This window comes from Massilia sp. Leaf139, from assembly GCF_001424165.1.
GTDB lineage: Bacteria > Pseudomonadota > Gammaproteobacteria > Burkholderiales > Burkholderiaceae_D > Telluria.
In genome coordinates, this window is sequence record NZ_LMOJ01000028.1 from 1 (window position 1) to 22,684 (window position 22,684).

18 protein-coding genes are annotated in these 22,684 nt (G+C 67.9%); 8 read left to right on the top strand and 10 right to left on the bottom strand.

Annotated features, from left to right (window positions below):
• Positions 1–168 precede the first annotated feature (168 nt).
• From ASF77_RS22760 to ASF77_RS22785, 6 genes are all read left to right on the top strand, one after another.
• Positions 169–1,251, top strand: a complete 1,083-nt coding sequence (locus ASF77_RS22760; RefSeq protein ID WP_056345341.1) for a low specificity L-threonine aldolase — start codon at positions 169–171, stop codon at positions 1,249–1,251.
• Between the two features lie 36 nt (positions 1,252–1,287).
• Positions 1,288–2,082 (top strand): thymidylate synthase, encoded by a 795-nt coding sequence (gene thyA, locus ASF77_RS22765; RefSeq protein WP_056345344.1) that lies wholly within the window; start codon positions 1,288–1,290, stop codon positions 2,080–2,082.
• Positions 2,083–2,152: 70 nt separating this feature from the next.
• Positions 2,153–2,767, top strand: coding sequence for an MOSC domain-containing protein (locus ASF77_RS22770; protein WP_156648997.1), 615 nt, complete (start codon positions 2,153–2,155; stop codon positions 2,765–2,767).
• Between the two features lie 170 nt (positions 2,768–2,937).
• Positions 2,938–3,432 carry a dihydrofolate reductase gene (locus ASF77_RS22775; protein WP_056345349.1) on the top strand — a complete coding sequence of 165 codons (495 nt, stop codon included), beginning with the start codon at positions 2,938–2,940 and terminating at the stop codon, positions 3,430–3,432.
• Complete coding sequence (locus ASF77_RS22780) at positions 3,429–4,061, top strand: DUF4337 domain-containing protein (protein WP_056345353.1); 633 nt, start codon at positions 3,429–3,431, stop codon at positions 4,059–4,061. Before ASF77_RS22775 ends, ASF77_RS22780 begins: the two co-directional genes overlap by 4 nt.
• 190 nt (positions 4,062–4,251) lie before the next feature.
• Positions 4,252–6,507 carry an arginine/lysine/ornithine decarboxylase gene (locus tag ASF77_RS22785; RefSeq protein ID WP_056345356.1) on the top strand — a complete coding sequence of 752 codons (2,256 nt, stop codon included), beginning with the start codon at positions 4,252–4,254 and terminating at the stop codon, positions 6,505–6,507.
• 83 nt (positions 6,508–6,590) lie between these two features.
• Here the strand turns inward: ASF77_RS22785 and ASF77_RS22790 are convergent, their stop codons facing one another.
• From ASF77_RS22790 to ASF77_RS22800, 3 genes are all read right to left on the bottom strand, one after another.
• A complete protein-coding gene (locus ASF77_RS22790) occupies positions 6,591–7,232 on the bottom strand; it encodes a cation transporter (RefSeq protein ID WP_056345359.1) in 642 nt (213 codons plus the stop codon).
• Between the two features lie 56 nt (positions 7,233–7,288).
• Entirely contained in the window at positions 7,289–7,855 is a 567-nt protein-coding gene (gene dcd, locus ASF77_RS22795; protein WP_056345362.1) for a dCTP deaminase, read from the bottom strand.
• A 61-nt stretch (positions 7,856–7,916) separates the two neighbouring features.
• Entirely contained in the window at positions 7,917–8,744 is an 828-nt protein-coding gene (locus ASF77_RS22800) for an alpha/beta fold hydrolase (protein ID WP_056345364.1), read from the bottom strand.
• 165 nt (positions 8,745–8,909) lie between these two features.
• On the opposite strand from ASF77_RS22800, the gene ASF77_RS22805 reads away from it, so the two are divergent.
• Complete coding sequence (locus tag ASF77_RS22805; protein ID WP_056345369.1) at positions 8,910–9,611, top strand: response regulator transcription factor; 702 nt, start codon at positions 8,910–8,912, stop codon at positions 9,609–9,611.
• Between the two features lie 2 nt (positions 9,612–9,613).
• The gene (locus tag ASF77_RS22810) at positions 9,614–11,122 is read left to right on the top strand and encodes an ATP-binding protein (protein ID WP_056345372.1); all 1,509 of its coding nucleotides are present in this window, start codon (positions 9,614–9,616) and stop codon (positions 11,120–11,122) included.
• Here the strand turns inward: ASF77_RS22810 and ASF77_RS22815 are convergent.
• The 7 genes from ASF77_RS22815 to ASF77_RS22845 form a co-directional block, all read right to left on the bottom strand.
• Entirely contained in the window at positions 11,119–13,464 is a 2,346-nt protein-coding gene (locus tag ASF77_RS22815; RefSeq protein WP_056345374.1) for a DNA internalization-related competence protein ComEC/Rec2, read from the bottom strand. The two genes, ASF77_RS22810 and ASF77_RS22815, sit on opposite strands and share 4 nt — an antisense overlap.
• Before the next feature lie 9 nt (positions 13,465–13,473).
• The gene (locus ASF77_RS22820; protein ID WP_156648998.1) at positions 13,474–15,198 is read right to left on the bottom strand and encodes a T6SS immunity protein Tli4 family protein; all 1,725 of its coding nucleotides are present in this window, start codon (positions 15,196–15,198) and stop codon (positions 13,474–13,476) included.
• Complete coding sequence (locus tag ASF77_RS22825) at positions 15,195–16,934, bottom strand: triacylglycerol lipase (protein WP_056345380.1); 1,740 nt, start codon at positions 16,932–16,934, stop codon at positions 15,195–15,197. Before ASF77_RS22825 ends, ASF77_RS22820 begins: the two co-directional genes overlap by 4 nt.
• A gap of 21 nt (positions 16,935–16,955) precedes the next feature.
• Positions 16,956–19,724 carry a type VI secretion system Vgr family protein gene (locus tag ASF77_RS22830; protein WP_056345383.1) on the bottom strand — a complete coding sequence of 923 codons (2,769 nt, stop codon included), beginning with the start codon at positions 19,722–19,724 and terminating at the stop codon, positions 16,956–16,958.
• A gap of 173 nt (positions 19,725–19,897) precedes the next feature.
• A complete protein-coding gene (locus ASF77_RS22835; protein WP_056345385.1) occupies positions 19,898–20,698 on the bottom strand; it encodes a TatD family hydrolase in 801 nt (266 codons plus the stop codon).
• 4 nt (positions 20,699–20,702) lie between these two features.
• Entirely contained in the window at positions 20,703–21,401 is a 699-nt protein-coding gene (gene lolD / locus ASF77_RS22840) for a lipoprotein-releasing ABC transporter ATP-binding protein LolD (protein ID WP_056345387.1), read from the bottom strand.
• Entirely contained in the window at positions 21,394–22,671 is a 1,278-nt protein-coding gene (locus ASF77_RS22845; protein ID WP_056345390.1) for a lipoprotein-releasing ABC transporter permease subunit, read from the bottom strand. Before ASF77_RS22845 ends, lolD begins: the two co-directional genes overlap by 8 nt.
• Between the last annotated feature and the right edge of the window lie 13 nt (positions 22,672–22,684).

The window sequence follows — 22,684 nt, forward strand, 5'->3', positions numbered from 1 at the left end:
CGCAAACTGGCACATCTTTGCTTCGGTGTCGTCTACACCGGCAAGCCTTACGATCCAACATTTGCGATGTGAGGCTTGACGGGCAAGACGGTATCTACAAACGCGTTCCCGGTCATTCCGATAAGTCACCATTCGGTGTAAAGTTGTGCCCCATCCCTGGAGCCCATCTTGACCGACGCTGAACTCATCCGCCGCTGCGACACTGTCTTCCCGGGCCACCGCGCCCGCACGCCTGCCGACATGTACGCCGCCATGGCCGCCTGGTGCGAACGCCATGGCATCGAACACGACGTCTACGGCGCCGGCGCCCTGATCGAGAGCTTCGAGAACAAGGTCGCCGCCCTGCTAGGTTTCGAGGCAGCCGTCTTCTGCGTCAGCGGCACCATGGCGCAGGTGACGGCCCTGCGCCTGGCCTGCGCCGACCGCGGCAACGCACCCGCCGCCCTGCACCCGACCTCGCACATCTTCGTGCACGAACGTTCCAACTACCAGATGCTCGGCCACTTCGATGCGCTCCAGGTGGGCGAGCGCACCCGCCCCTGGACGCTGGGGGATGTGAAGGCCGTGCCCGACCGCCTGGGCGCAGTCGGCATGGAGATCCCGATGCGCGAGATCGGCGGCCAGGTGACGCCCTGGGACGAACTGGAAGCCATCAAGGGCTACTCCAAGGAGCACGGCATCCACCTGCACATGGACGGAGCCCGCCTGTGGGAAGCGCAGGCGGGCTTCGGCCGCAGCGCGCGCGAGATCGCGGCCGGCTTCGATTCCGTCTACCTGTCGCTGTACAAGGGCATCGGCGGCCTAGGCGGCGCGCTGCTGCTCGGCACCCGAGCCTTCGTCGACCGCGCCGCCGAATGGTTCCGGCGCCAGGGCGGCAACGTGATCCACCGCTCGCCCTACGTGGTGTCGGCCGCCATGCAGTTCGACGCGCGCCTGGCCGCCATGCCGGACTACTTCCGCCGCACCGAGCTGCTGTACGCGCTGCTCGCCGCCCACCCGGAGATCCGCGTCAACCCGGCCAAACCCGCCGCCAACATGCTGCACCTGCACCTGCCGGTGGATCGCGAGCGCGCGCTGGCGATCCGGCAGGAGCTGGCCGAACGCCACGGCATCTGGCTGTTCAACCGCATCTCGCACGGTGTACTGCCCGGCACCAGCTATTTCGAATTGTACGTCGGCGACAACCTGCTGGCGGTGCCGGAAGCGCGCCTGCGCGAAGCCCTGGCCCTGTTTGCAAATACGTTAAAATAGCAGGTTGGATCAGATAAACAGCACCGAAGGACAGCAATGCGCCAATACCTCGACTTCATGCGCCATGTGAAAGAGCACGGCGCGCTCAAGACCGACCGCACCGGTACCGGCACCCTGTCCGTGTTCGGCCACCAGATGCGCTTCGACCTGGCCGAAGGTTTTCCGCTGGTGACCACCAAGAAGGTGCATCTGAAGTCGATCATCCATGAACTAATCTGGTTCCTCCAGGGATCGACCAACATCGCCTACCTGAAGGACAATGGCGTCTCGATCTGGGACGAATGGGCCGATGCGAACGGCGACCTCGGCCCCATCTACGGCTATCAGTGGCGTAACTGGCCGGCGCCGAACGGCGGACATATCGACCAGATCGCCCAGGTGCTGGAGCAGATCAAGAATACGCCGGACTCGCGCCGCATGATCGTCTCCGCCTGGAACGTGGCCGACATCCCGCAAATGAAGCTGCCGCCCTGCCACGCCTTCTTCCAGTTCTATGTCGCCGACGGCAAGCTGTCCTGCCAGCTCTACCAGCGCAGCGCGGACATCTTCCTCGGCGTGCCCTTCAACATCGCCTCGTATGCGCTGCTGACCCACATGATGGCGCAGCAGGCCGGCCTGGACGTGGGCGACTTCGTCTGGACGGGCGGCGACTGCCACCTGTATTCGAACCACCTGGAACAGGCCGAACTCCAGCTGTCGCGCGAGCCCTTCCCGCTGCCGAAACTCGTCATCAAGCGCAAGCCGGACTCGCTGTTCGACTACCGCTACGAGGACTTCGAGGTCGTCGGCTACGAGTCGCATCCGGGCATCAAGGCGCCGGTGGCGGTGTGAGCGTGTGAGCGCGGGCCCCCTCGTCCGCCTTGTCCGCCTCGCCTCGCGCGCGGTGAAGGGCCAGCCGCCCGTGTCCAGCGACAGCCTGCAGGTGCTGGCCGGCATCGGCATCGCCGGCGACCTCCACGCGGACGCGCGCTCGCCGCGCCAGCTGCTGCTGGCCGGCAGCGCGGCATACGAGGAGCTCGGTCTCCCTGCGCATGCACTGCGCGAAAACCTCCTGCTCGATACCGATACAAGCTGTCTCGCTTCCGGCACCGTCCTGCAGGTCGGAGAGAGCTTGCGCCTGCGGATCATGTTCCAGTGCGAAGCCTGCGGCCAGCTCGATGCGATCCGGCCCGGTCTTGCCAGGCGCCTCGGCGCGCGCCGCGGCGTGCTGGCGCGGGTCCTGAGTGGCGGCGCGATCCGCACGGGCGACGCGGTGCGTATGCTCGGCGTGCTGGAGCAGCCCTGGGACGACGACTGGCGCGTCCGCGTGCGGCGGGTACTCGATGCCGTGCCCGCGGAGATGGTGGTCGAGTACCGCCACCTGGCGCGGCTGGCCGGCATCCAGTCGACTTACTGCCGCGCGTTTCCGCGGCTGGTGGCGAAGCTGGGCGATGGCTATGCGGCGAAGGCGGTGTCGGCGCAGGCAGCGCATTCGCTGCCGCGCTGGGAAGGTGAGGGCCTGTTCGATGTGTACTGATGGAGGCGCGGATCCCGGCAGCGTTCGAACCTTGCCACTGTCGCGCGCAGAAGAAACTTGACACACTGCCCCACTCGCGACACCATCTGCCCTCCCCTCATTCGTCACTTGAACAGGACTACCGTCATGCGCGCGCTCGCCCCCTTCCTCCGCCGTCCAGGCCATGCCCGATGAGCCGCCTGACCCTGGTCGTGGCAATCGACGCGCAGCGCGGCATCGGCATCGATAACAAGCTGCCCTGGCACCTGCCCGAAGACCTGGCCCATTTCAAGCGCGTCACGCTCGGCCAGCCGATCGTCATGGGCCGCAAGACCTTCGATTCGATCGGCCGGCCGCTGCCGGGCCGGCGCAACATCGTCGTCACCCGTAATCCGGAATGGCGCCATGAGGGCGTCGACGCCGTCGCCTCGCTGGACGCGGCCATCGCGCTCATCAAGAACGAGGCGGCCAGCATCATCGGCGGCGCCCAGATCTTCGCGTCCGCCATCAGCATCGCCGACCGCATGATCGTCACCGAGATTGCGCACCGCTTCGACTGCGATACCTTCTTCCCGCCGATCGACCCCGCCGTCTGGATCGAAACGGTGCGCGAGACCCATCGTGCGGAAAAGCAGGGCTACGACTACGCCTTCGTGACCTACGAGCGCCGGAAAGGCGCTGTATGAACCAGCCCCTGAGCCGGCCCATCCGCGCCGGCGACGGCTTCGCCGGCAAGGTCGCGGTGCTGATCGCGGTGCTGGCCACCATCGGCACCCTGTTCGGCTTCCTCGGCAGCAGCACCCACAACGAGGCCTCGCTCTTCAAGAGCAATGCCGCCATCGACAAGACCAGCGCCGCCAATGCCTGGAGCCATTACCAGGCCAAGTCGGCCAAGCAGAACCTGGCCGAGCTGGCGACCGGCATCCCCGGCGTCGACCGGACGCGCTACGCCCGCGAGGTCGAGCGCTACCGCCTGGAGAAGGAAGAGATCCGCAAGGAGGCCGAGCGCTGGGAAGCCTCCTCGCGCGAGTGGAACCGCAAATCGGATCAGGCCCTGCACCGCCACCGCCAGTGGATGCTGGCCTCGGTGGCCCAGCAGATCGCGATCTCGCTGGCCGCCGTCGCCCTGCTGGCGCGCCGCACCTGGCTGTTGACGGCCACCTGTGCCGTGGCCGCCTTCGGGCTGACGCTGGGCGTATTCGCCGGCCTGCGCGCCGAGCCGATGCCGATGCTGGTCGCGCCCTTCGCCGCGGCGGCCGGCGCCGTCGTGCTGATGGCCCTGTTCCAGCGCTTCGCCCCGCGCCCGCCGCGCTAGGGCCGCGATCCTGCCCGAGCGGGCACTGATGTGCGCCATACCCTGGCGCATCCCGATACTCTTATAAAAAAATGTACACCGGGCAGTGGATTTTCTGCGAAAATCCGCTTCTTATTTTTCGGTGCCGTGTTGGCAAGCCCCCTGACCCAGGCCCGGCTTGCCCCCACGGCGCTTCGCATTGGAGCTGTCAATGAAATTTCGTTTCCCCATCATCATTATTGACGAGGACTTCCGTTCCGAGAACACCTCGGGCCTCGGCATCCGCGCCCTGGCCGCCGCGATGGAAAAAGAAGGCATGGAGGTGCTGGGCCTGACCAGCTACGGCGACCTGTCGCAGTTCGCCCAGCAGCAGTCGCGCGCCTCGGCCTTCGTGCTGTCGATCGACGATGAGGAATTCGGCGGCGGCTCGTTCGAGGAAACCGACACGGCGCTGACCCGCCTGCGCGCCTTCGTGCAGGAGATCCGCCACAAGAATTCGAATATCCCGATCTACATCTACGGCGAAACCCGCACCAGCCGCCACATCCCGAACGACATCCTGAAGGAGCTGCACGGCTTCATCCACATGTTCGAGGACACGCCGGAATTCGTCGCGCGCCACATCATCCGCGAAGCGAAAGCCTATCTCGACTCGCTGGCGCCGCCCTTCTTCCGCGCGCTGGTCAACTACGCCTACGACGGCTCCTACTCGTGGCACTGCCCGGGCCACTCGGGCGGCGTCGCCTTCCTGAAAAGCCCGGTCGGCCAGATGTTCCACCAGTTCTTCGGCGAGAACATGCTGCGCGCCGACGTCTGCAACGCGGTCGAGGAACTCGGCCAGCTGCTCGACCACACCGGCCCGGTCGCCAAGTCCGAGCGCAACGCCGCCCGCATCTACGGCGCCGACCACTGCTACTTCGTCACCAACGGCACCTCGACCTCGAACAAGATGGTCTGGCATTCGACTGTTGCGCCGGGCGACATCGTCGTCGTCGACCGCAACTGCCACAAGTCGATCCTGCACTCGATCATCATGTGCGGCGCCATCCCCGTCTTCCTGATGCCGACCCGGAACAACCTCGGCATCATCGGCCCGATCCCGCTCGAAGAGTTCACGCCCGAATCGATCGCCCGCAAGATCGAGGCGAACCCGTTCGCGCGCGAAGCGAAGGACAAGAAGCCGCGCATCCTGACGATCACCCAGTCGACCTACGACGGCGTGGTCTACAACGTCGAAGTCCTGCGCGAGATGCTCGACGGCCGCATCGACACCCTGCACTTCGACGAAGCCTGGCTGCCGCACGCGACCTTCCACGACTTCTACAAGAACATGCACGCGATCGGCCGCGACCGCCCGCGCGCCAAGCAGTCGATGATCTTCTCGACCCAGTCGACGCACAAGTTACTTGCAGGTTTGTCGCAGGCCTCGCAGGTGCTGGTGCGCGAATCGGAATCGGTGCAGCTCGACCAGGATGCCTTCAACGAAGCCTTCCTGATGCACACCTCGACCTCGCCGCAGTACTCGATCATCGCCTCCTGCGACGTCGCCGCCGCGATGATGGAAGCGCCGGGCGGCACCGCCCTGGTCGAGGAATCGATCCTGGAAGCGCTCGACTTCCGCCGCGCCATGAAGAAGGTCGACGCCGAATACGGCGAAGACTGGTGGTTCAAGGTCTGGGGCCCGGACGTCGAAGGCGAGGAAGGCATCGGCGAGCAGAAGGACTGGATGATCCGCGCCGAGGACGACTGGCACGGCTTCGGCAACCTGGCCGAAGGCTTCAACATGCTCGACCCGATCAAGTCGACCATCGTCACGCCGGGCCTGTCCCTGGACGGCAAGTTCGGCGAGACCGGCATCCCGGCCTCGATCGTGACCAAGTACCTGGCCGAGCATGGCGTCATCATCGAGAAGTGCGGCCTGTACTCGTTCTTCATCATGTTCACCATCGGGATCACCAAGGGCCGCTGGAACACGCTGGTCACGGCCCTGCAGCAGTTCAAGGACGACTACGACAAGAACCAGCCGATGTGGCGCGTGATGCCGCAGTTCGCCGCCGCCAACCCGCGCTACGAAACCCGCGGCCTGCGCGACCTGTGCACCTCGATCCACACCTTCTACAAGCAGTACGACGTGGCGCGCCTGACGACCGAGATGTACCTGTCCGACATGGTGCCGGCGATGAAGCCGTCGGATGCGTTTGCCAAGATGGCGCGCCGCGACATCGAGCGCGTCGCCATCGAAGACCTGGAAGGCCGCACCACCGCCATCCTGCTGACGCCTTACCCGCCGGGCATCCCGCTCCTGATCCCGGGCGAGCGCTTCAACAAGACCATCGTCGACTACCTGCGCTTCGCGCGCGACTTCAACGAGCGCTTCCCGGGCTTCGAGACGGACGTGCATGGGCTGGTCAAGCGTGAAGTCGACGGCAAGCGCGATTACTTCGTGGATTGCGTGCGGCAGGATTGATGCGTCGTCTGTCCTGATACGAAAAGAGGAGCCGCCGGCTCCTCTTTTTTTTCGTTGCAGGGTGGGCGGGTCTCCCGCCCACCCTACGTGCGCGTCAACTCCACGTTCGGCCCGGCATTCATCTCCGCCCGCGCCTGCACGATCACGCTGCGCGCCGCCGTCAGGCCGAGCACGCCCATCACGCAGGCCACCAAGAGATCCGGCAAGCCGCTGCCCGCCTGCCACACGCCGAGCGCCGCGGCCAGCACGGCGAGGTTGCTGATCATGTCGTTGCGGGTACAGAGCCAGACCGAGCGCATGTTGGCGTCGCCCTTGCGGAAGGCAAACAGCAAAGCCACGACGAAGGCGTTGGCGGCCAGGGCGGCCAGGCCGATCGCGCCCATCGTTTCGGCTTTGGGCACGATGCCGGACGCCAGGTGCACCAGGGCGGCGCCGATGACGAAGACGCCGTAGGCGCCCATGGTCGCCCCCTTCACCATCGCGGTGCGCGAACGCCAGATGGGCAGCAGGCCGAGGACGAACAGGGACATGCCGTAGTTGGCGGCGTCGCCGAGGAAATCGACGGCGTCGGCCAGCAGCGCGACCGAGCCCGCGGCCCAGCCCCCAAGCAGTTCGACGCCGAACATGAGCGCGTTGACGACGAGCGCGATCCAGAGGACGCGCCGATACCGGGAGTCGACCGGCGGCTTGTCAGTGGAACAGCCGCCGCTGCTGCAATCGGCCATGACGGCCTCCCGCTAGAAAATGATACAAGAACGAAGACCTGCCTTGCGAAACCGTATCAAGTCTTCGGCAGCGTCACGCCGCGCTGGCCTTGGTACTTGCCGCCGCGGTCCTTGTACGAGGTCTCGCAGACTTCGTCCGATTCGAAGAAGAGCACCTGGGCGCAGCCCTCGCCGGCATAGATCTTTGCAGGCAGCGGCGTCGTGTTCGAGAACTCGAGCGTCACATAGCCTTCCCATTCCGGTTCGAACGGCGTCACGTTGACGATGATGCCGCAGCGCGCATAGGTCGACTTGCCGAGGCAGACGGTGAGCACGTTGCGCGGGATGCGGAAGTATTCGATGGTGCGCGCCAGCGCGAAGGAGTTCGGCGGGATGATGCAGACATCGCTCTTCACGTCGACGAAGGAATTCGAATCGAAGTTCTTCGGGTCGACGATGGTGCTGTTGATGTTGGTGAAGACCTTGAACTCGTCGGCGCAGCGGATATCGTAGCCGTACGACGAGGTGCCGTAGGAGATGATGCGGCGGCCCTCTTCTTCGCGCACCTGGCCGGGCGCGAAGGGCTCGATCATGCCGTGTTCTTCCGCCATCCGGCGGATCCATTTGTCGCTCTTGATTGCCATGCTCGCTTCTTTCAGGATTGCTTGGAATCCCGCGATTTTACGCGAAAAGCCCCTTGCAGTCTTAACCTTCAGCCAGCATTGCGGTTGCTTCAATGCGCTTGCCGAGCAGGCGCCTGATCATCTCGTGGGTCAGCTGGGCGGCGCGCTGCGGGTGCTCCATCGGGTACAAGTGGCCGCCTTCGGTCATCACGAAATTCTCGCCGACCAGCTTGCGCGTGGAGGCGACGCCGGCCTGGCGCAGCTCTTCCGAGTTGTTCGCGCCGATGAAGCCGACCGGCACCGGGAAATCGTGGCGGATGACTTCGCCCATGTGGTGCGGCAGCGAATTGTAGATGGCCGTCTCGACGGCGCGGTCGAAACGCAGCTGGACGCCGTCCGGGTGCGGCTTGAGGCCGACGTCGAGGTACTCGTCGAGCACGCCCGGGGCCCAGGCGCGGAAGATCTCCTTGGAGATGAAGTGATCGTAGGCAGCGGCGCGATCGGGCCACACGTTGCGGCGCCGTTCGGAAAAGCGCGCCGGCGAAAAACGCGAGCCCTTGCCGAGCAGCTTGACCAGGCGCCAGGCCAGCGCGCGCCAGCCCGCCACCACGGGCGAGTCGAGCATGACCACGCAGCGCGCCAGGTCGGGCCGGCGCGCCGCCGCCATCGTGCTCAGCATGCCGCCGAGCGAATGGCCGACCAGGATCGCCGGGCGGCCGTGGCCTTCCAGTTCGGCGATCAGCTCGTCCACCAGGCCGCTCCAGCCGTCGCCCACGGGGAAGCGCGGGTCATGCCCGACCATGTCGGTGATGTGCACGTCGTAGTGCGCGCGCAGGCTGTCGAGCATCTGGCGGTAGGTACCGGAAGGGAAGCTGTTACCGTGGCAGAAGTGGAGTAAAGGCTTGGTCATGGAAAGGCGCGGAAAGCTCGACAGGAAGCCCCGATTGTAATGTGCCCCGCCCCCAAGCGAACTTCCTTTAGAGGGAAACACCTATAGTCGGCCCTGCTTGTAAAGATCGGTAAAGGCCGCGTTCGAGCACGCAGCCGTGCGCACGCCTGCGCTATCATCCCGACGATGAATAGTGTGCTGCTGATCGACGACGACACCGAGCTCGTCGCCATGTTGACCGAATACCTGGAGCAGGAAGGCTTCACGGTCGCCTGCGCCCACGACGGCGCCAGCGGCGCGCGCGAAGCCCTGAGCGGGCGCCATGCGATCGCCGTCCTCGACGTGATGATGCCGGCCCTGAACGGCATCGACACCCTGCGCCGCATCCGCGCCGGCAGTAACGCTGCGAGCAAGATCCCCGTGCTGATGCTGACCGGCCGCGGCGACGACGCCGACCGCATCCTGGGCCTGGAACTGGGCGCCGACGACTACGTCACCAAACCCTGCACGCCGCGCGAACTGACCGCGCGCGTGCGCGCCATCCTGCGCCGCACCCACGATGCCCAGCCCGACGCCAATGCCGGCGTCGTGCTCACCGTAGGCAAGCTGACGGTGCTGCCCGAGCAGCGCCGCGCTACCTGGGACGGCGCCAAGCTCGAGCTGACCAGCACCGAATTCAACCTGCTGGAAGTGCTGGCGCGCCACGCGGGCCGCCCGGTCAGCAAGAACGAATTGTCCGAACAGGGCCTGGGCCGGCCGCTGGCGCGCTTCGACCGCAACATCGATGTCCACCTCTCCAGCCTGCGCCACAAGCTCGGCACGCTCGACGACGGCCGCTCGCCGCTGCAGACCGTCTACCGGCTCGGCTACCAGCTGCTGCGCGTGTGACCATGGCCGGCACGCTGGGGCGTCCCGCGGGACAGCTGTTCTGGAAGTTCTTCCTGTCGATCCTGCTGGCGCAGGTGGCGGCGGCGGTCGGCATCGGCAGCTATTTCTGGCTGCGCGAACAGGCGCGCCTGTCGACCACCGTCTCCAGCATCGAGACCGGCCCGCCAGCCGGGTTTCTGCTCGACGCAAGCGCGGTCGCCCTGAAATACGGCGGGCTGCCGGCGCTGCGCGAGATCGTCGCGCAGATGACGCGCCATACCGTCTACGTGGTCGATTCCACCGGGCGCGAACTGCTCGGGCGCGAGATCGCCCCCACGGTACTTGCCCAGGCGCGGCGCGAGATGCACGCCGAGCACCCGTTCCGGCCCGTGCGCGAGCTGGTCGCGCCGGACGGCCAGCGCCTGCTGGCGTTCGTGCCGCGCCAGGCGCGTTCCGGCGCCGCGCGCCTCGGGCAGCCTGGCGCGCTGGGCGGCGCGTCCCACGGCGAACCGGCCGGCGGCGACAGCCGCGGCCTGCCCGCGGCGCGTCCCGGCCCGCCGGAAGCCGGCCCCGCTTACCCGCATGGCGAGCGCGGGCGCGGCCCCTTCGGCCCCGGCTGGCCGTTCAGCAAACCGATTCCGCTGCTGGCCAGCCTGATCGTCAGCCTGCTGTTCGCCGCGCTCCTGGCCTGGTATTTTTCGCGCCCGATCCGCGCCCTGCGCAATGCCTTCGAGGCCGCCGCCGCCGGCGACCTGGCGCCGCGCTTCGCCGCCAGCAAGAGCAGCGGCGGCGACGAACTGAACGACCTGGGGCGCGACTTCGACCGCATGAGCGCGCGCCTGCGCGCCCTGATGGACGGCCAGCGGCGCCTGCTGCACGATGTCTCGCACGAACTGCGCTCGCCGCTGGCACGCCTGCAGGCGGCGATCGGCCTGGCGCACCAGCGGCCCGACAACATCGCCGCCTCGCTCGAACGCATCGAGCGCGAAAGCGTGCGCATGGATAAGCTGGTGGGCGAACTGCTCACGCTGTCGCGGCTGGAAGCGAGCCCGGATCTGCCGAAGGACGAGCTGGTCGACCTGGGCGAGCTGGTCGACGGCGTCGCGGGCGACGCGCGCTTCGAGGCGGGGCCGGACGGACTGGTAATCGACGTCAGCGTCGAGGGCGAGGGGCCGCTGACAGTGCGCGGCGCGCCCGACCTGCTCTGGCGCGCGCTCGAGAACGTGGTGCGCAACGCCGTCAAGCATGGCGGCGCCGGCGGGGTCGTCGAACTGCGCCTGCGCGCCGACGCGCGCAATGTCCACCTGGACGTGCTCGACCGCGGCCCCGGCATCGCCCCCGGCCACCTGCCGACCATCTTCCAGCCCTTCTTCCGCCCCAACCCGTCGGCCAACGACGTCGATGGCCACGGCCTGGGCCTGGCGATCGCCGAGCGCGTCGTGCACGCGCATGGCGGCACGATCCAAGCAATCAATCGCGAGGGCGGCGGCCTGCGGGTAGCGATCGTGTTGCCGCTGGCGCAAACCGGCTAGCGGCCGTACCAATAGCGCGGATGCTCGCGGCGGTATTCACGCACGTCGATCTGCGCGCCGAACTCGAAACGGATCGCGCCCGCCTCGTCGGTGCGCAGGCGCGCGATGGACAGTTCGGCGTAGCGCTCGAACACTTCCTGTTTCGGATGGCGATAACGGTTGCGGTGCCCGACCTGGAACACCCCGATCGCCGGCCTGACCGCCGCCAGGAAAGCCGGCGTGGACGAGGTGCCGCTGCCGTGATGGGGTGCGAGCAGGACGTCGGCGCGCAGCCGCTCCGGATCGGCGCGCAGCAGGGCCGCCTCCTGCGCCGCTTCGATGTCGCCCGCCAGCAGCAGCGCCCTGCCCCCGGCCGATATGCGCAGGGTACAGCTGCGCGCATTGGCCTTCAGGCCGGCGTCGGCATAGCTGGCCGGATCGGGATGCAGCATCTCGAACACGACGCCATCCCATTCCCAGCGCTGGCCGGCATCGCAGCGCATGTGCCGTGCCGCCGCGGCGACGACAGGGTGTCCTTCGCCCAGCGAACTGGAAACGCCCGCGACCGGCATCGCGGCGAGCACCGTGGCGGCGCCGCCGACGTGATCGAGGTCGCTGTGCGAGACCACCAGCAAGTCCAGGCGCCGGATGCCGCGCGCCCGCAAGTACGGCAGGATCACGCGCCCGCCCGCATCCTGGCCGGGCGCATAGCGCGGGCCGGTGTCATACAGCAGGCGGTGCTGCGCCGTCTCCACCAGCAGTGCCATGCCCTGCCCGACATCGAAGGCCGTGACGCTGAACCGGCCGGGCGCGGGCTGCACCGGCTGCAGCAGGAACAGCGGCAGCCAGGCCGCGGCGCCTGCCCAGCGCTGCGGCCAGCCGCGCGGCGCCAGCATCCAGGCGGTGCCGAGCAGCGCCAGCGCGAACAGCCAGGGCGGCGGCGCCGGTGCGCTCCAGACGGCCAGCGGCAGCGCCGCCAGCCAGTCCAGTACCTGCGCCAGCCCCGCCAGCGCCAGGTGGGCGCACCAGAGCACGGGGCCGGCCAGCGGCGCCGGCAGCAGGCTGCCGAACAGCGCCAGCGGTGTGACGACGAAGCTCACCACGGGGATGGCCAGTGCGTTGGCGACCGGGCCGACCAGGGACACCTGCGAAAACAGCAGCAGCGTCAGCGGCACCAGTCCGAGCGTGACAGCGTATTGCGTACGCGCCGCCAGCAGCAGGCTGGCGCGCCAGCCGCGCAGCGTGCCATTGGAGCGGCCCAGGCCCGCATACAGGATCACGCCGACCGCGCCGAACGAAAGCCAGAAACCGGCCCAGAGTACGGCCCAGGGATCGAGCAGCACGACCAGCCCGAGCGCCAGGCACAGGATGTGCGACACGCTGGTGAGCCTGCCCAGCCACAGGCTGAATGCGACGACCGCCAGCATGTACAGGGTGCGCTGGGCCGGCACGCCGTAGCCGGCCAGCAGCACGTACAGCAGCGCGGCCAGCGCGCCGCCGAGCGCCGCCACTTTTTGCGCGGGCAGAAGCAGCGGCAGCTGCGCGCCGGTGAAGAAGGAGCGGCGCCACAGCCAGGACACCGCGAGCGCTGCCAGCCCGGCCACCATCGTGATGTGCAGCCCGGAGATGGCGACCAGGTGGCTGACGCCGGTGCGGTTGAACACGTCCCAGTCGGGCTGCTCGATGCCGCGCTGGTCGCCGACGACCAGTGCGACGATCACGCCGGCATACGGTTGATCGGGGAGCAAAGCCAGGATGCGGCCGCGCAGCAGGTCGCGGCCGCGCTCGACCAGGTGGCCGGCGCTGAACACGAACTCGTCGAGACGCTTGTTGGTCGGCGCCGCGCGCACATAGCCGGTGGCGCGGATGCCCTGCCCCAGCAGCCAGGCTTCGTAGTCGAAGCCGTGCGGATTGGCGTTGCCGTGCGGGCGCTGCAGGCGCAACCTCAGGCGCCAGCGCTCGCCGGGACGCAGCGCCACGGTGTCGCCCTCGGCGCGATACCAGGACAGGGCCAGCGTCGGCGGCACGTCGGCCGCCGGCGTCAGCACCCGCTCGACGGCGAACTGGAAGCGCATACCCTGGCCGAAATCGTGCGGCAGCTTGGCGACGGTGCCGACGACCTCGATGTCGCGGCCCTCGTCGGCCTTGTCCAGTTCGGACGCGAGCGCCATGTGCGCCGCGAAGGCGGCCCAGGCGAAGCCGGCCAGCGTGCCGGCGACCGCGCCGCGCACGGCGCCACGCGAGGCCAGCAGGAGTGCGAGGGCAAGGACGAAACAGACGGCGACCTGCCAGCCCGCGGGCAGCGCGGCGCGGGTTTGCAGGAAGGCGGCGCCGGCGGCAAAGCCGAGGATGGTGGAGCGCATCGGGCGCGGTCAGGAAGCCGCGTCGGCGCTTCCCGCCTCCAGCGGCGCCTCGGCAAGCCGCACCAGCTGCCACGCGCCCCGGCGTTCGATCGACCTGGCTGCGTTCGGCGAACGCCCGAAGGCGCCGGGCGGCACGGCGAAGGTCGCCGACGGCAGCAGGCTGCCGCGGGCGAACCAGCGCGTGCCGTCGAGCGCGCGCGGATCCTCGCAGCGCCACCAGCCGCTGGCCGGACACGGCATGCCGGTACCCGCAAAACTGCCGACCGGGACGCCTCCCTGCGCCATCATGCTCGGGCCGGGGCCGGTCGTCATATTGGCGGGAGCCACCGGCGTGGCCGGGGCCAGCGGCAGCGGCGGCGGCACGCGCTTGCGGGTGCGCTTGTCGACCAGCCTCCACGAGGTCTGGGTCTTCGGCTCGAAACTCGGCTGCACGCCGCGCAGCTTTTCCCACATTGTCTGCGGCGGCAGCAGCAAGGCTTGCGGCATGCGCTCGCCTTTGCGGATGTACTGGCGCTGGCCGCCGAGCACCCTCCCCCCCTCGCCGCCCGCGCTGCAGGCCCACCAGCCGCTTTCCGGGCAGCGCTCGCCGGCCCGGGCGTAGGTGCCGAGCGGCGCGCGGGCCGGTGCGCTTGCGATCGGCTTGGGTGGCGCCGCAGGGCGCAAACGGATGCTGGACGATATCCTGTCCCAGAGCGCCATTGCGGCGTCTTGCGACAAGGACGAGGGAACCGGTCCGTTTGTGCTTTTTCCGGTCTCCATCGTGAATGAAAGACGCGGGATCGAGACATTGTCGACCGTGCCGTTGACCTCCCACCAAAAGCTGTAGACGATGGCATCGTTTTTTTCTGCGTAGCGCGTCACCAGCTCGTCGCCGGCAACGCCCCCAATCGTTCGCGGGGCTGCGCGCAGGTTCGACACCCGCGTCCTGTCGAATGCGGACAATCGCGCGTCGACGGCCGCGCTCCTCGCCAGCAGGCTCTGCTCCTCGGGTTTGAGACCGGCCCCCATGATCAGCATCAAGCGCATGTCGGGGTGGCTTGGCAAGCCGGCGAACATCATGACTTGTTCGCCCTGATCTGCAGGCAGCGGATCGCGGAACCAGGCGCGGTGGACGCAGAAGCCCGGTTCAGTCGGGGCCTGGTTATCGGGATTCGGTACCAGCTTGGCGACCAGTTGGTTCAGGTTGTCGACCTGATCGGGATCGTAACGCTCGGCCGAGACATCGAAGCTCATGCCCTGTCCATGCACCAGCGCCTCGACGGCCACGCTTTCGTCGCGGTAGCGCTCGAGCTGCAAGCCATTTGCTTGCGTACCTTCTTTGACCACGCGGCTGTGCACGAATATTTTGCCGACGATACCGTTTTCTGTCTTTACCTCCTTGACCGACACAAGATTCTTGCTCCCGCCAGACTGGTCTGGCGCCGCCCGCAGGCGCGCTTCGCGCTGCCCGAGGCGCACCTGAAAGTCCGCTTCCGGCTCGTCGAAAGACGAGATGTCGAATCCATCGATGCGTGGCTGCGTCAGCTCGTAACGCGTCTCTTCAGGCAAGTCGATCAGGAATCTGCCGATGCAAACCGTGGTCATCTTTTTGGTCATCCTTGCTACCTCATCGTTTTCCCGCTGTTCGGCTACGCGCCGTTCCCGTACCTCGGCTAGGGCCCAGGCGCCTGCCATTCCGACGATGACAACTCCGGCCAGCAGTTTGGCCAGGCCGTTCCGGAGCCAGGGCTTCACGGCATCTCCTGGACGATCTTCACGATGAGGCGCAGCGTCAGCAGCAGCGTATCCGGGTGCTTGTACGATGCCTGATGGTCGTATCCGCGCGTCGCAAAGACCTGCTTCACCTTTCCGCTCGGGCCGGAGCCCGACTGGCGTGGAACCGTCCCGTCGCCACGGGCATCCTGCTCCTCGATATCGAACAGCAGATCCGCCTTTTCTTCCAGACGCACCCGGCGCTGTCCAAGCGCCGTGTGGCCAATGAAGCGCGCGGCGGCGACGTTCGCCCCAGTGGCGGCTGTCGGCGATCCTGCCTGCTGCCTTGCCACCCAGCGCACCTGGCCGTACGACCTCTTGCGCTGATCGTCGCCGTAGAACACATAGGTATTCGGATGGTAAAAATCGCCCAAGGATCGATGGAAATTTTCGGCGGTGTCGAGCGCCGTCCTGATCGCCTCCTTGACGCCGTTCCTGTATTTGGCATGCCTTCCAGCCGGGTCGGCCAGGGCCGGGTTGATCAAGCGGTACCAGGAGTTCATATCCCGGTAGAGGTCATAGGGGTTCGGAGAGGTGGCGCTTGGGAAGTGAAGATAATCGCCCCCAGGCTGGCCATCGTCCGCGCCAACAGCCGTCATCGTCCCAGTCGCAGGCGGCGGCTTGCCGAGCGAGGTCGAAACGCGGACATGCAGCCAGGGCCCCGGATAAAGGTGATTCGGCAGCAGTTCGAGCGCACCCGGCGATGTCGCCAGCACGGCCGTGGTCTTCTCGGTGGTCTCGCCCAGGATCAGCGCCAGTTTCGACGCCGCGATGTCGTCCAGCGGCCCGTTGTCGGGACTCGTGGTCTCGGTGCCGCAGGCCATGCGGCGGTAGGCGGCGGGCGCGCCGAATGCCGGCATGACGCCGTGAATGACGCCGGCGATCTTGTCGGGAATGCGTCTGGCGCAGGCGCGCGCGACCAGCCCCCCCATCGAGTGCGTGACGAGGATGACCTGGTCGCAGCGCCGCTTCGTCCCCGTCCAGAATGCGATGATCTCGCGAATGCGCTGCTCCAGCCGCTGCGAGGACTGCCCGCAATCTTCCAGCCAGTTGTAGCCGACGGCGTACACGGGAAAATAATGCTGCGCGTGCTTCTGGAGGTGCGCTTCCGTCAGCGATTCGAATTCGCGCAGCCCCCACTTCCGCGGCTCGCACGCCATTACGTCTTTCCAGTGCTGGAACAGGAAGCGCTTCTTTCCGATGTCGTCGAACCCGAAGGTCTGGTTCAGGCGCATCTCCAGCGCGTGCAGCAGAACGCCGTACGAATCGGCATGGACTTCGCCCCACCCGCGCTCGCGCGCGTGCGACTCGCTCAGCACAAAGCCGTCGACCGCGTCCTGCAACTGAACGGGGCCGCCCTCGTCCACTTCCAGCGTAGGCCCATCGAATAGCTTCTGGCGCTCGGCGGCCGAGCGCTTCTCCCACATCAGCGCTTCCCGATATCCTTCCTGAATGCCGTTCGGCGGCCGCCAGACCGGGCCACCAGGCGCGGCCGCCGCATTGCGTTCGTCGACCTTGCGCGACAGACGCGGTGTGCGCCGCGCCCGCAGATTAGTCCCCATGATCCCCGGCACCACGATCACCGGAACGATATGGTTCGGCGGCACCAGACCCAGTCCCCGCACCTTGTGCTCTTTCGAGGAGGTGAACGAATGCAGCGCCCAGCCGCCGTTGGGCAGCGGTGTCGGAGGCGGCAGCGGCCTGGTCGGTTCGCTCATGGACTGATTCGAATGAGCCGGTCAGGACAGCAGTTCGAAACGAACCGGTCCCAGCGTGGCGGTATCCACGAGCGAGGTGCGGCCCTCTTCGTCGGTCATGCCGCTGACCGTGCTGCCGTCGTCCAGGTGCGCGACGTAACGCTGGTGCGGAAGCGGGTCGTAGGTCTGCAAATGGCGCAGCACGAGACGCTCGTCGGCCTGGATGTTGGAACGGGAGAAATCCAGCGTCGCCGGCGTGCCCCCGCCCGGCCCGCCATGCACGATCCCGGCCGCCCTGACGGTCTGCTTGCCGCTGCTTTGCTGGACGATGGCGCCGTCCGCCCACTCGGTCTGCGCGCCCTGCGAGACGATGCGCACCAGCGGCGCCTCGATGTGGATGGCTTCCGAGGCGATCAGGCTGATGCGCCTGGCCGACTTGATCTCGATATTGCCCTCGTGCGCCTCGAGCGCGATGTGTCCGCGCCCCGCCACCAGTTTGACGCCGAGCGCCTGGGCGAAGGCGCTGATCCCGCGCGCCGCGCGCAGGAACAGGTTGCGGCCGGCAGCGGCTGCCAGGTCGCCGCCGCTGACCAGGTCGACCCTCTTCTCCGAGCCGAGTGCGACCGTCTCCTGGCTGGCCAGCACCATGCCGGCCGGCGCGGTGACGGCGACGATTGGCGCGCCTTCGCTCGCACCTGGCGAAGTATTCGTGCCTTCATCCCAGCGCTTCAGTTTGTCCGCCAAGTCGGCCAGTCGCGCCGTGCCGGGTTCGTCGCCCGCATGCTGCTCGGCGAGCTTCGCCATTTCGTCGACCACGCTCTGCATCAATTCCGTCAGGCCGATCAGGCTGCCGCGCGCCATCTGGCGGCCGGCGCCGTCGCCCGGCGCCTCGGCGCTGATCAGCACCCCCTTGCGGCCGCGAATTGCCACCGTCGCCTCGCTGCGCAGTTCCGCGCCCTCGCCGCGCGCTTCCCCCTCGCCGTCGGCGCGCGGACGCGTCAGCCAGCCCAGATTCAGTTCCGAAGCCGCATGGTCGCTCGCCAGCTGGGCGCTGATCTGGCCGGGCGTGTCGTCGAAGCGCAGCTGGCTGCCGCGCTGCCCTTTCACCTCACGGCTGCGCAGGCCGGCCAGGTAGCGGTTGCCTGGTAGTCCGCCGCTGGCTCCCAGCGCGGGCGGCAGCGCCTCGCCGTTGAACAGCTGGGCCAGGACGATGGGCTTGTCGGGATCGCCGCCGAGGAAAGCGACCAGCACCTCGCTGCCCACGCGCGGCAGGCCGAGCGCACCGCACTGGCGCTCGCCGGGCCCGTTACCGGCCCAGTTGGAGGCGACGCGCACCCAGGCCGAGTCGAGCGGCGAATTCGACGCGCCGGCGCCGTGCGCATGCGCGTGATCCGCCGTGCGCATGCCGGGAAAACGGATTTTCACGCGTCCCAGGCTGTCGCAATGGACTTCCTCGTTCGCCGGGCCGACGACGAGTGCGCTTTGCAGCTGCGGATGCGGCAGGTCGACTCGGGCGTCGAAGGCAGGCAGCACCGGCACGCCGCGGCGCACGGCGGTGAAGCGGATCTGCACCGGCGCCGTACCGGACAGCGTGGCCCAGCCGCTGCGGGCCAACAGGCGCTCGATCCGCCCGTTCATGTCGCCCGGCAGGTTGTTGCGCACGCTGGCATGCAGCTCGGTGATCAGGAAGTCGCGCTCGGCTTCGGGGTGAAGGTCGATCTCGGGATGCCCGGCCAGCGTGAAGTACTCGCCGGCGCAGAAGTCGCGCACCGTGCCCTCGCCGTGAAAGCACTTGGCCGCGAAGCCATGGCGCGCCATGCGCAGCTGGCCCAGGCGCAGGCTGTCCTCGGCGTCGTTGCCGGCGTGCGGCGCCTCGACCAGGTAGTCGTCGAGGCTGGCCGCCAGTGCATTGCCATGGCTGCCCTGGTCGAAGCCGGCGCGGGCGCTGGTGGTCATGAACTGGCCACCGGCCGGATGCTTGTAGTCCCAGCTGTGGCGCGCGCTGGCGCCGGGCTGCAGCGTGCGCGCGGCGCTCCAGGCGGTGATGGTGTCGCGGGCGTCCGTGGCGTCGTCGCGGTGGTAGCGCACGGTGCCGGCGGCATTCTGCGGCAGCTTGCCCGCGTCTGCAAACAGCACCAGGGTGTGGGCGGGCGTGCGGTCGTGGGCGGGGTCGACGGCGCTGCCGCGGCTGCGCCCGGCGCGCACGCACCAGGAGATGCCGCGCCGGCGCAGCAGGCGCCGCACGAAAGCCGCATCGGACTCGTTGTACTGCATCGTCTGTTCGCGCGCCGGATACTCCGCGAGATCGAGCAGCGGATCGAGCTCGTAGTCGAAGGCGCGGGCCAGCACCGCGTTCGCATGGCGCCATTCGTCGAACAGCAGCTGGACGATGGCCAGCTCGTTCCGGTTGCGGAAGATGCGGCTGTTGACGCGCTTTTCCATGATCGCCAGCGCGTCGCGCAGCACGAGCTGGTAGGTGGTCAGGCCGCCGTCGCTGTCGCCGCAGCGCGCCTCGGTGACGATGCCGCAGACGCTGCGCAGGGCGCCGCGGTCGGTGACGATCTGTACCTCGGCCGGCAGCGCGATGAACTGCTTCAGCGCCAGCGCCGGATCGCTCGACACGCAGACGATGCGGTACTCGATGCCGCCGCAGATGGCTTCGCTGCCGGCGATCTGCTGCGGCAGCAGGACGTCATGGAGCGCTTCCCGGGTTTCCCCGGCCGGCGCAAAACGAAGACGCAGCGCGCGATGCGCGGTGCTCAGCGATTGCTCGTGCCGCAACACCCGCAGGAAGGCGCTTGCGCTGTCCAATGTCGTCTCCCAGGCCGAAAGCGCCATGGTCACACGAACCCGACAATTCACGGTTGCGCGCGCTCACGATTCCCGGGCAGATTGTGGCGAACTTAGCACTGTTCACGGCGTCGTCTGTACGTACGAACAGCCGAGTTCGGCCAGGCCAAAAGGTTCCGCAGGCGCCGGCTTTTTTAGGCCAGCAGAGCCGCCAGGCGCGGGATCGCGGCGAGCGAACTGCGCCGGGCGGCGGCGGCCACCTCGGCCACCTCGATGCCGCGCAACCCGGCCAGGGCGGCGCCGATGGCCGGCAGCTGCTCCGGGCTGTTGCGCGCCGGGTGGATCCAGCTGGGCGAGATGTCGGGCGCGTCGGTCTCGAGCACGATGCGGTCGAGCGGCAAACCGGCCGCCAGGCGCCGGATCTGCAGCGCACGCGTGAAGGTCATGGCGCCGCCGAAGCCGAGGTGCATGCCGAGCTTGATGAAGGTAGCCGCCTGCTGCTCGCTGCCGTTGAAGGCATGGGCGATGCCGCCGGGCGGCGTCACCTGGCGCAGGTGTTTCAGCACCTGGTCTTGCGAGCGGCGCACATGGGTCAGCACGGGCAGGCCGAAGTCGCGCGCGATGCGCAGCTGTTCGCGAAAGAAGCGCTCCTGCTTCTCGCGCAACGCCGGCTCGCACAGCATGGGAATGAAGAAGTCGAGCCCGATCTCGCCGATGGCGACGAAGCGCGGATCGCCCATCGCGGCTTCCACGGCGGCGCGCAACGCGGCCAGATCTTCGTCGCGCGCCCCGGGCACGTAGATCGGGTGGATGCCGAGCGCATAGCTGGCGTTCGGCGCCGCATGCGCGAGACTGTCGACGACCCCGAAGTTCGCGCGTTCGACCGCCGGGATGACGATCATCGATACGCCGGCCTGCGCTGCCCGGGCCGCGACGCCGAGCGCGTCGGCGCCGAATTCATGTGCATCCAGATGACAGTGCGTGTCGATCCACATCGCGTTACTCGAGCGGCACCAGCCCGTGTTCGGTCAGGCGCAGCGCGCGGTCGCAGCGGCGCGCCAGTTCCATGTCGTGGGTGACGATGACGAAGGCGGTGCCGAGGGTGCGCGAGAGTTCCAGCATCAGGTCGAAGATGACGAGCGCCGTCGTGTGATCGAGGTTACCCGTCGGCTCGTCGGCCAGCACGCAGGCCGGCTGCGTCACCAGCGCCCGCGCCAGGGCCACGCGCTGGCGCTCGCCGCCCGACAGTTCGCCCGGACGGTGGATGACGCGCTTGGCCAGGCCGACGCGCGCCAGGATCGCCTGCGCCTGTTCGGCGGCTTGCGCATGCTTCACGCGGCGGATGCGCAGCGGCATGGCCACGTTGTCGAGCGCCGAGAATTCCGGCAGCAGGTGATGGAACTGGTAGACGAAGCCGAGCGACGAATTGCGCAGGTCGCCGCGGCGCGCTTCCGACAGGGTCGCGAAATCTTCGCCCAGCAGGGTCACCGACCCGGCGCTCGGCGTATCGAGCCCGCCCAGCAAGTGCAGCAGGGTCGACTTGCCCGAACCCGAAGCGCCGACGATGGCGACGCGTTCGCCGCGCGCGATCGAGAAATCGATCTTGTCGAGCACCTGCACCTGGTAGTCGCCCTGCTTGAAGGTCTTGCCCAGGCCGCGGCAGGCCAGCACCGGCGCGCTCATCGCTTGATCACTCATAGCGCAGCGCCTCCGCAGGTTTCACGCGCGAAGCCGACCAGCTCGGGTACAGGGTGGCGGCGAAAGCGAGCAGCACGGCGACCACGCCGATGCGTACCACGTCCGGCCAGCGCAGGTCGGACGGCACGGCCGTGAATTGGTAAATATCCTTGGACAAGAACTGCACTCCCAATAACTGTTCAATGAATGGAACGATGACATCGATGTTGAGCGCGACCAGCACGCCGCCGCCCACGCCGAGCGCGGTGCCGAGCAGGCCCGCGACCGCGCCCTGCACCACGAAGATCTTCATGATCGAGCGCGGCGAGGCGCCCAGCGTGCGCAGGATCGCGATGTCGGCCTGCTTGTCGGTGACCGTCATCACCAGGGTCGACACGAGGTTGAAGGCGGCCACCGTCACGATCAGGGTCAGGATGATGAACATCATCTTCTTCTCGGTCTGTACGGCGCCGAACCAGACCGCGTTCAGCTTCGACCAGTCGCGCATCACCAGGTCGCCCGACATCGATTTCTTCAGCGCGGCCGCGACCTGGGGCGCCTGGTGCATGTCCTGGATACGCAGGCGCAGGCCGGCGGGCGCGGCCAGGCGCTCCATCCGTTGCGCGTCTTCCAGGCTGATGAAGGCCAGGCCGGCGTCGAACTCGGCGTGGCCGGCTTCGAAAATGCCTGAGACGGTGAAGGTGCGCATGCGCGGCAGCAGGCCCGCGGGGGTGGCCTGGGCCTGCGCCAGCAGCATGGTGACCTTGTCGCCCACCTGCAGATTCAAGGCGCCGGCCAGCGCGTAGCCGAGCACGATGTTGAAGCTGCCGGGCGCGAGCGAATCGAGCCGGCCCTGGCGCATGGTGTTGGCCATATCCGAGACACTGCGTTCCGCGTCCGGCAGGATGCCGCGGATGACGGCCGGGCGCATCGCGCCGCTCTGCTGCTGCAGCAGGGCTTCGCTCTGCACGAAGGGCGCGGCGCCCAGCACGGCCGGGTTGCGCAGCGCTTCCTTGGCTGCCTCGCGCCACTGCGGCATATCGCCGCGCGCGTCGAAGACTTCGATATGGGCCAGCACCGAGAGCATGCGGTCGGTGACCTGCTTCTGGAAGCCGTTCATCACCGACAGCACGATGATGAGCGCGGCCACCCCAAGGGCGATGCCGGCCACCGAGATCAGCGAGATGAAGGAGATGAAACCGCTGCCGCTGCCGCTACCGCTGCCTTTGCCGGCCCGGGTGTAGCGCAGGCCCACCAGCCATTCGAAAGGTAATTTCTGGATGATGCTCATGAAGTGAAGATTT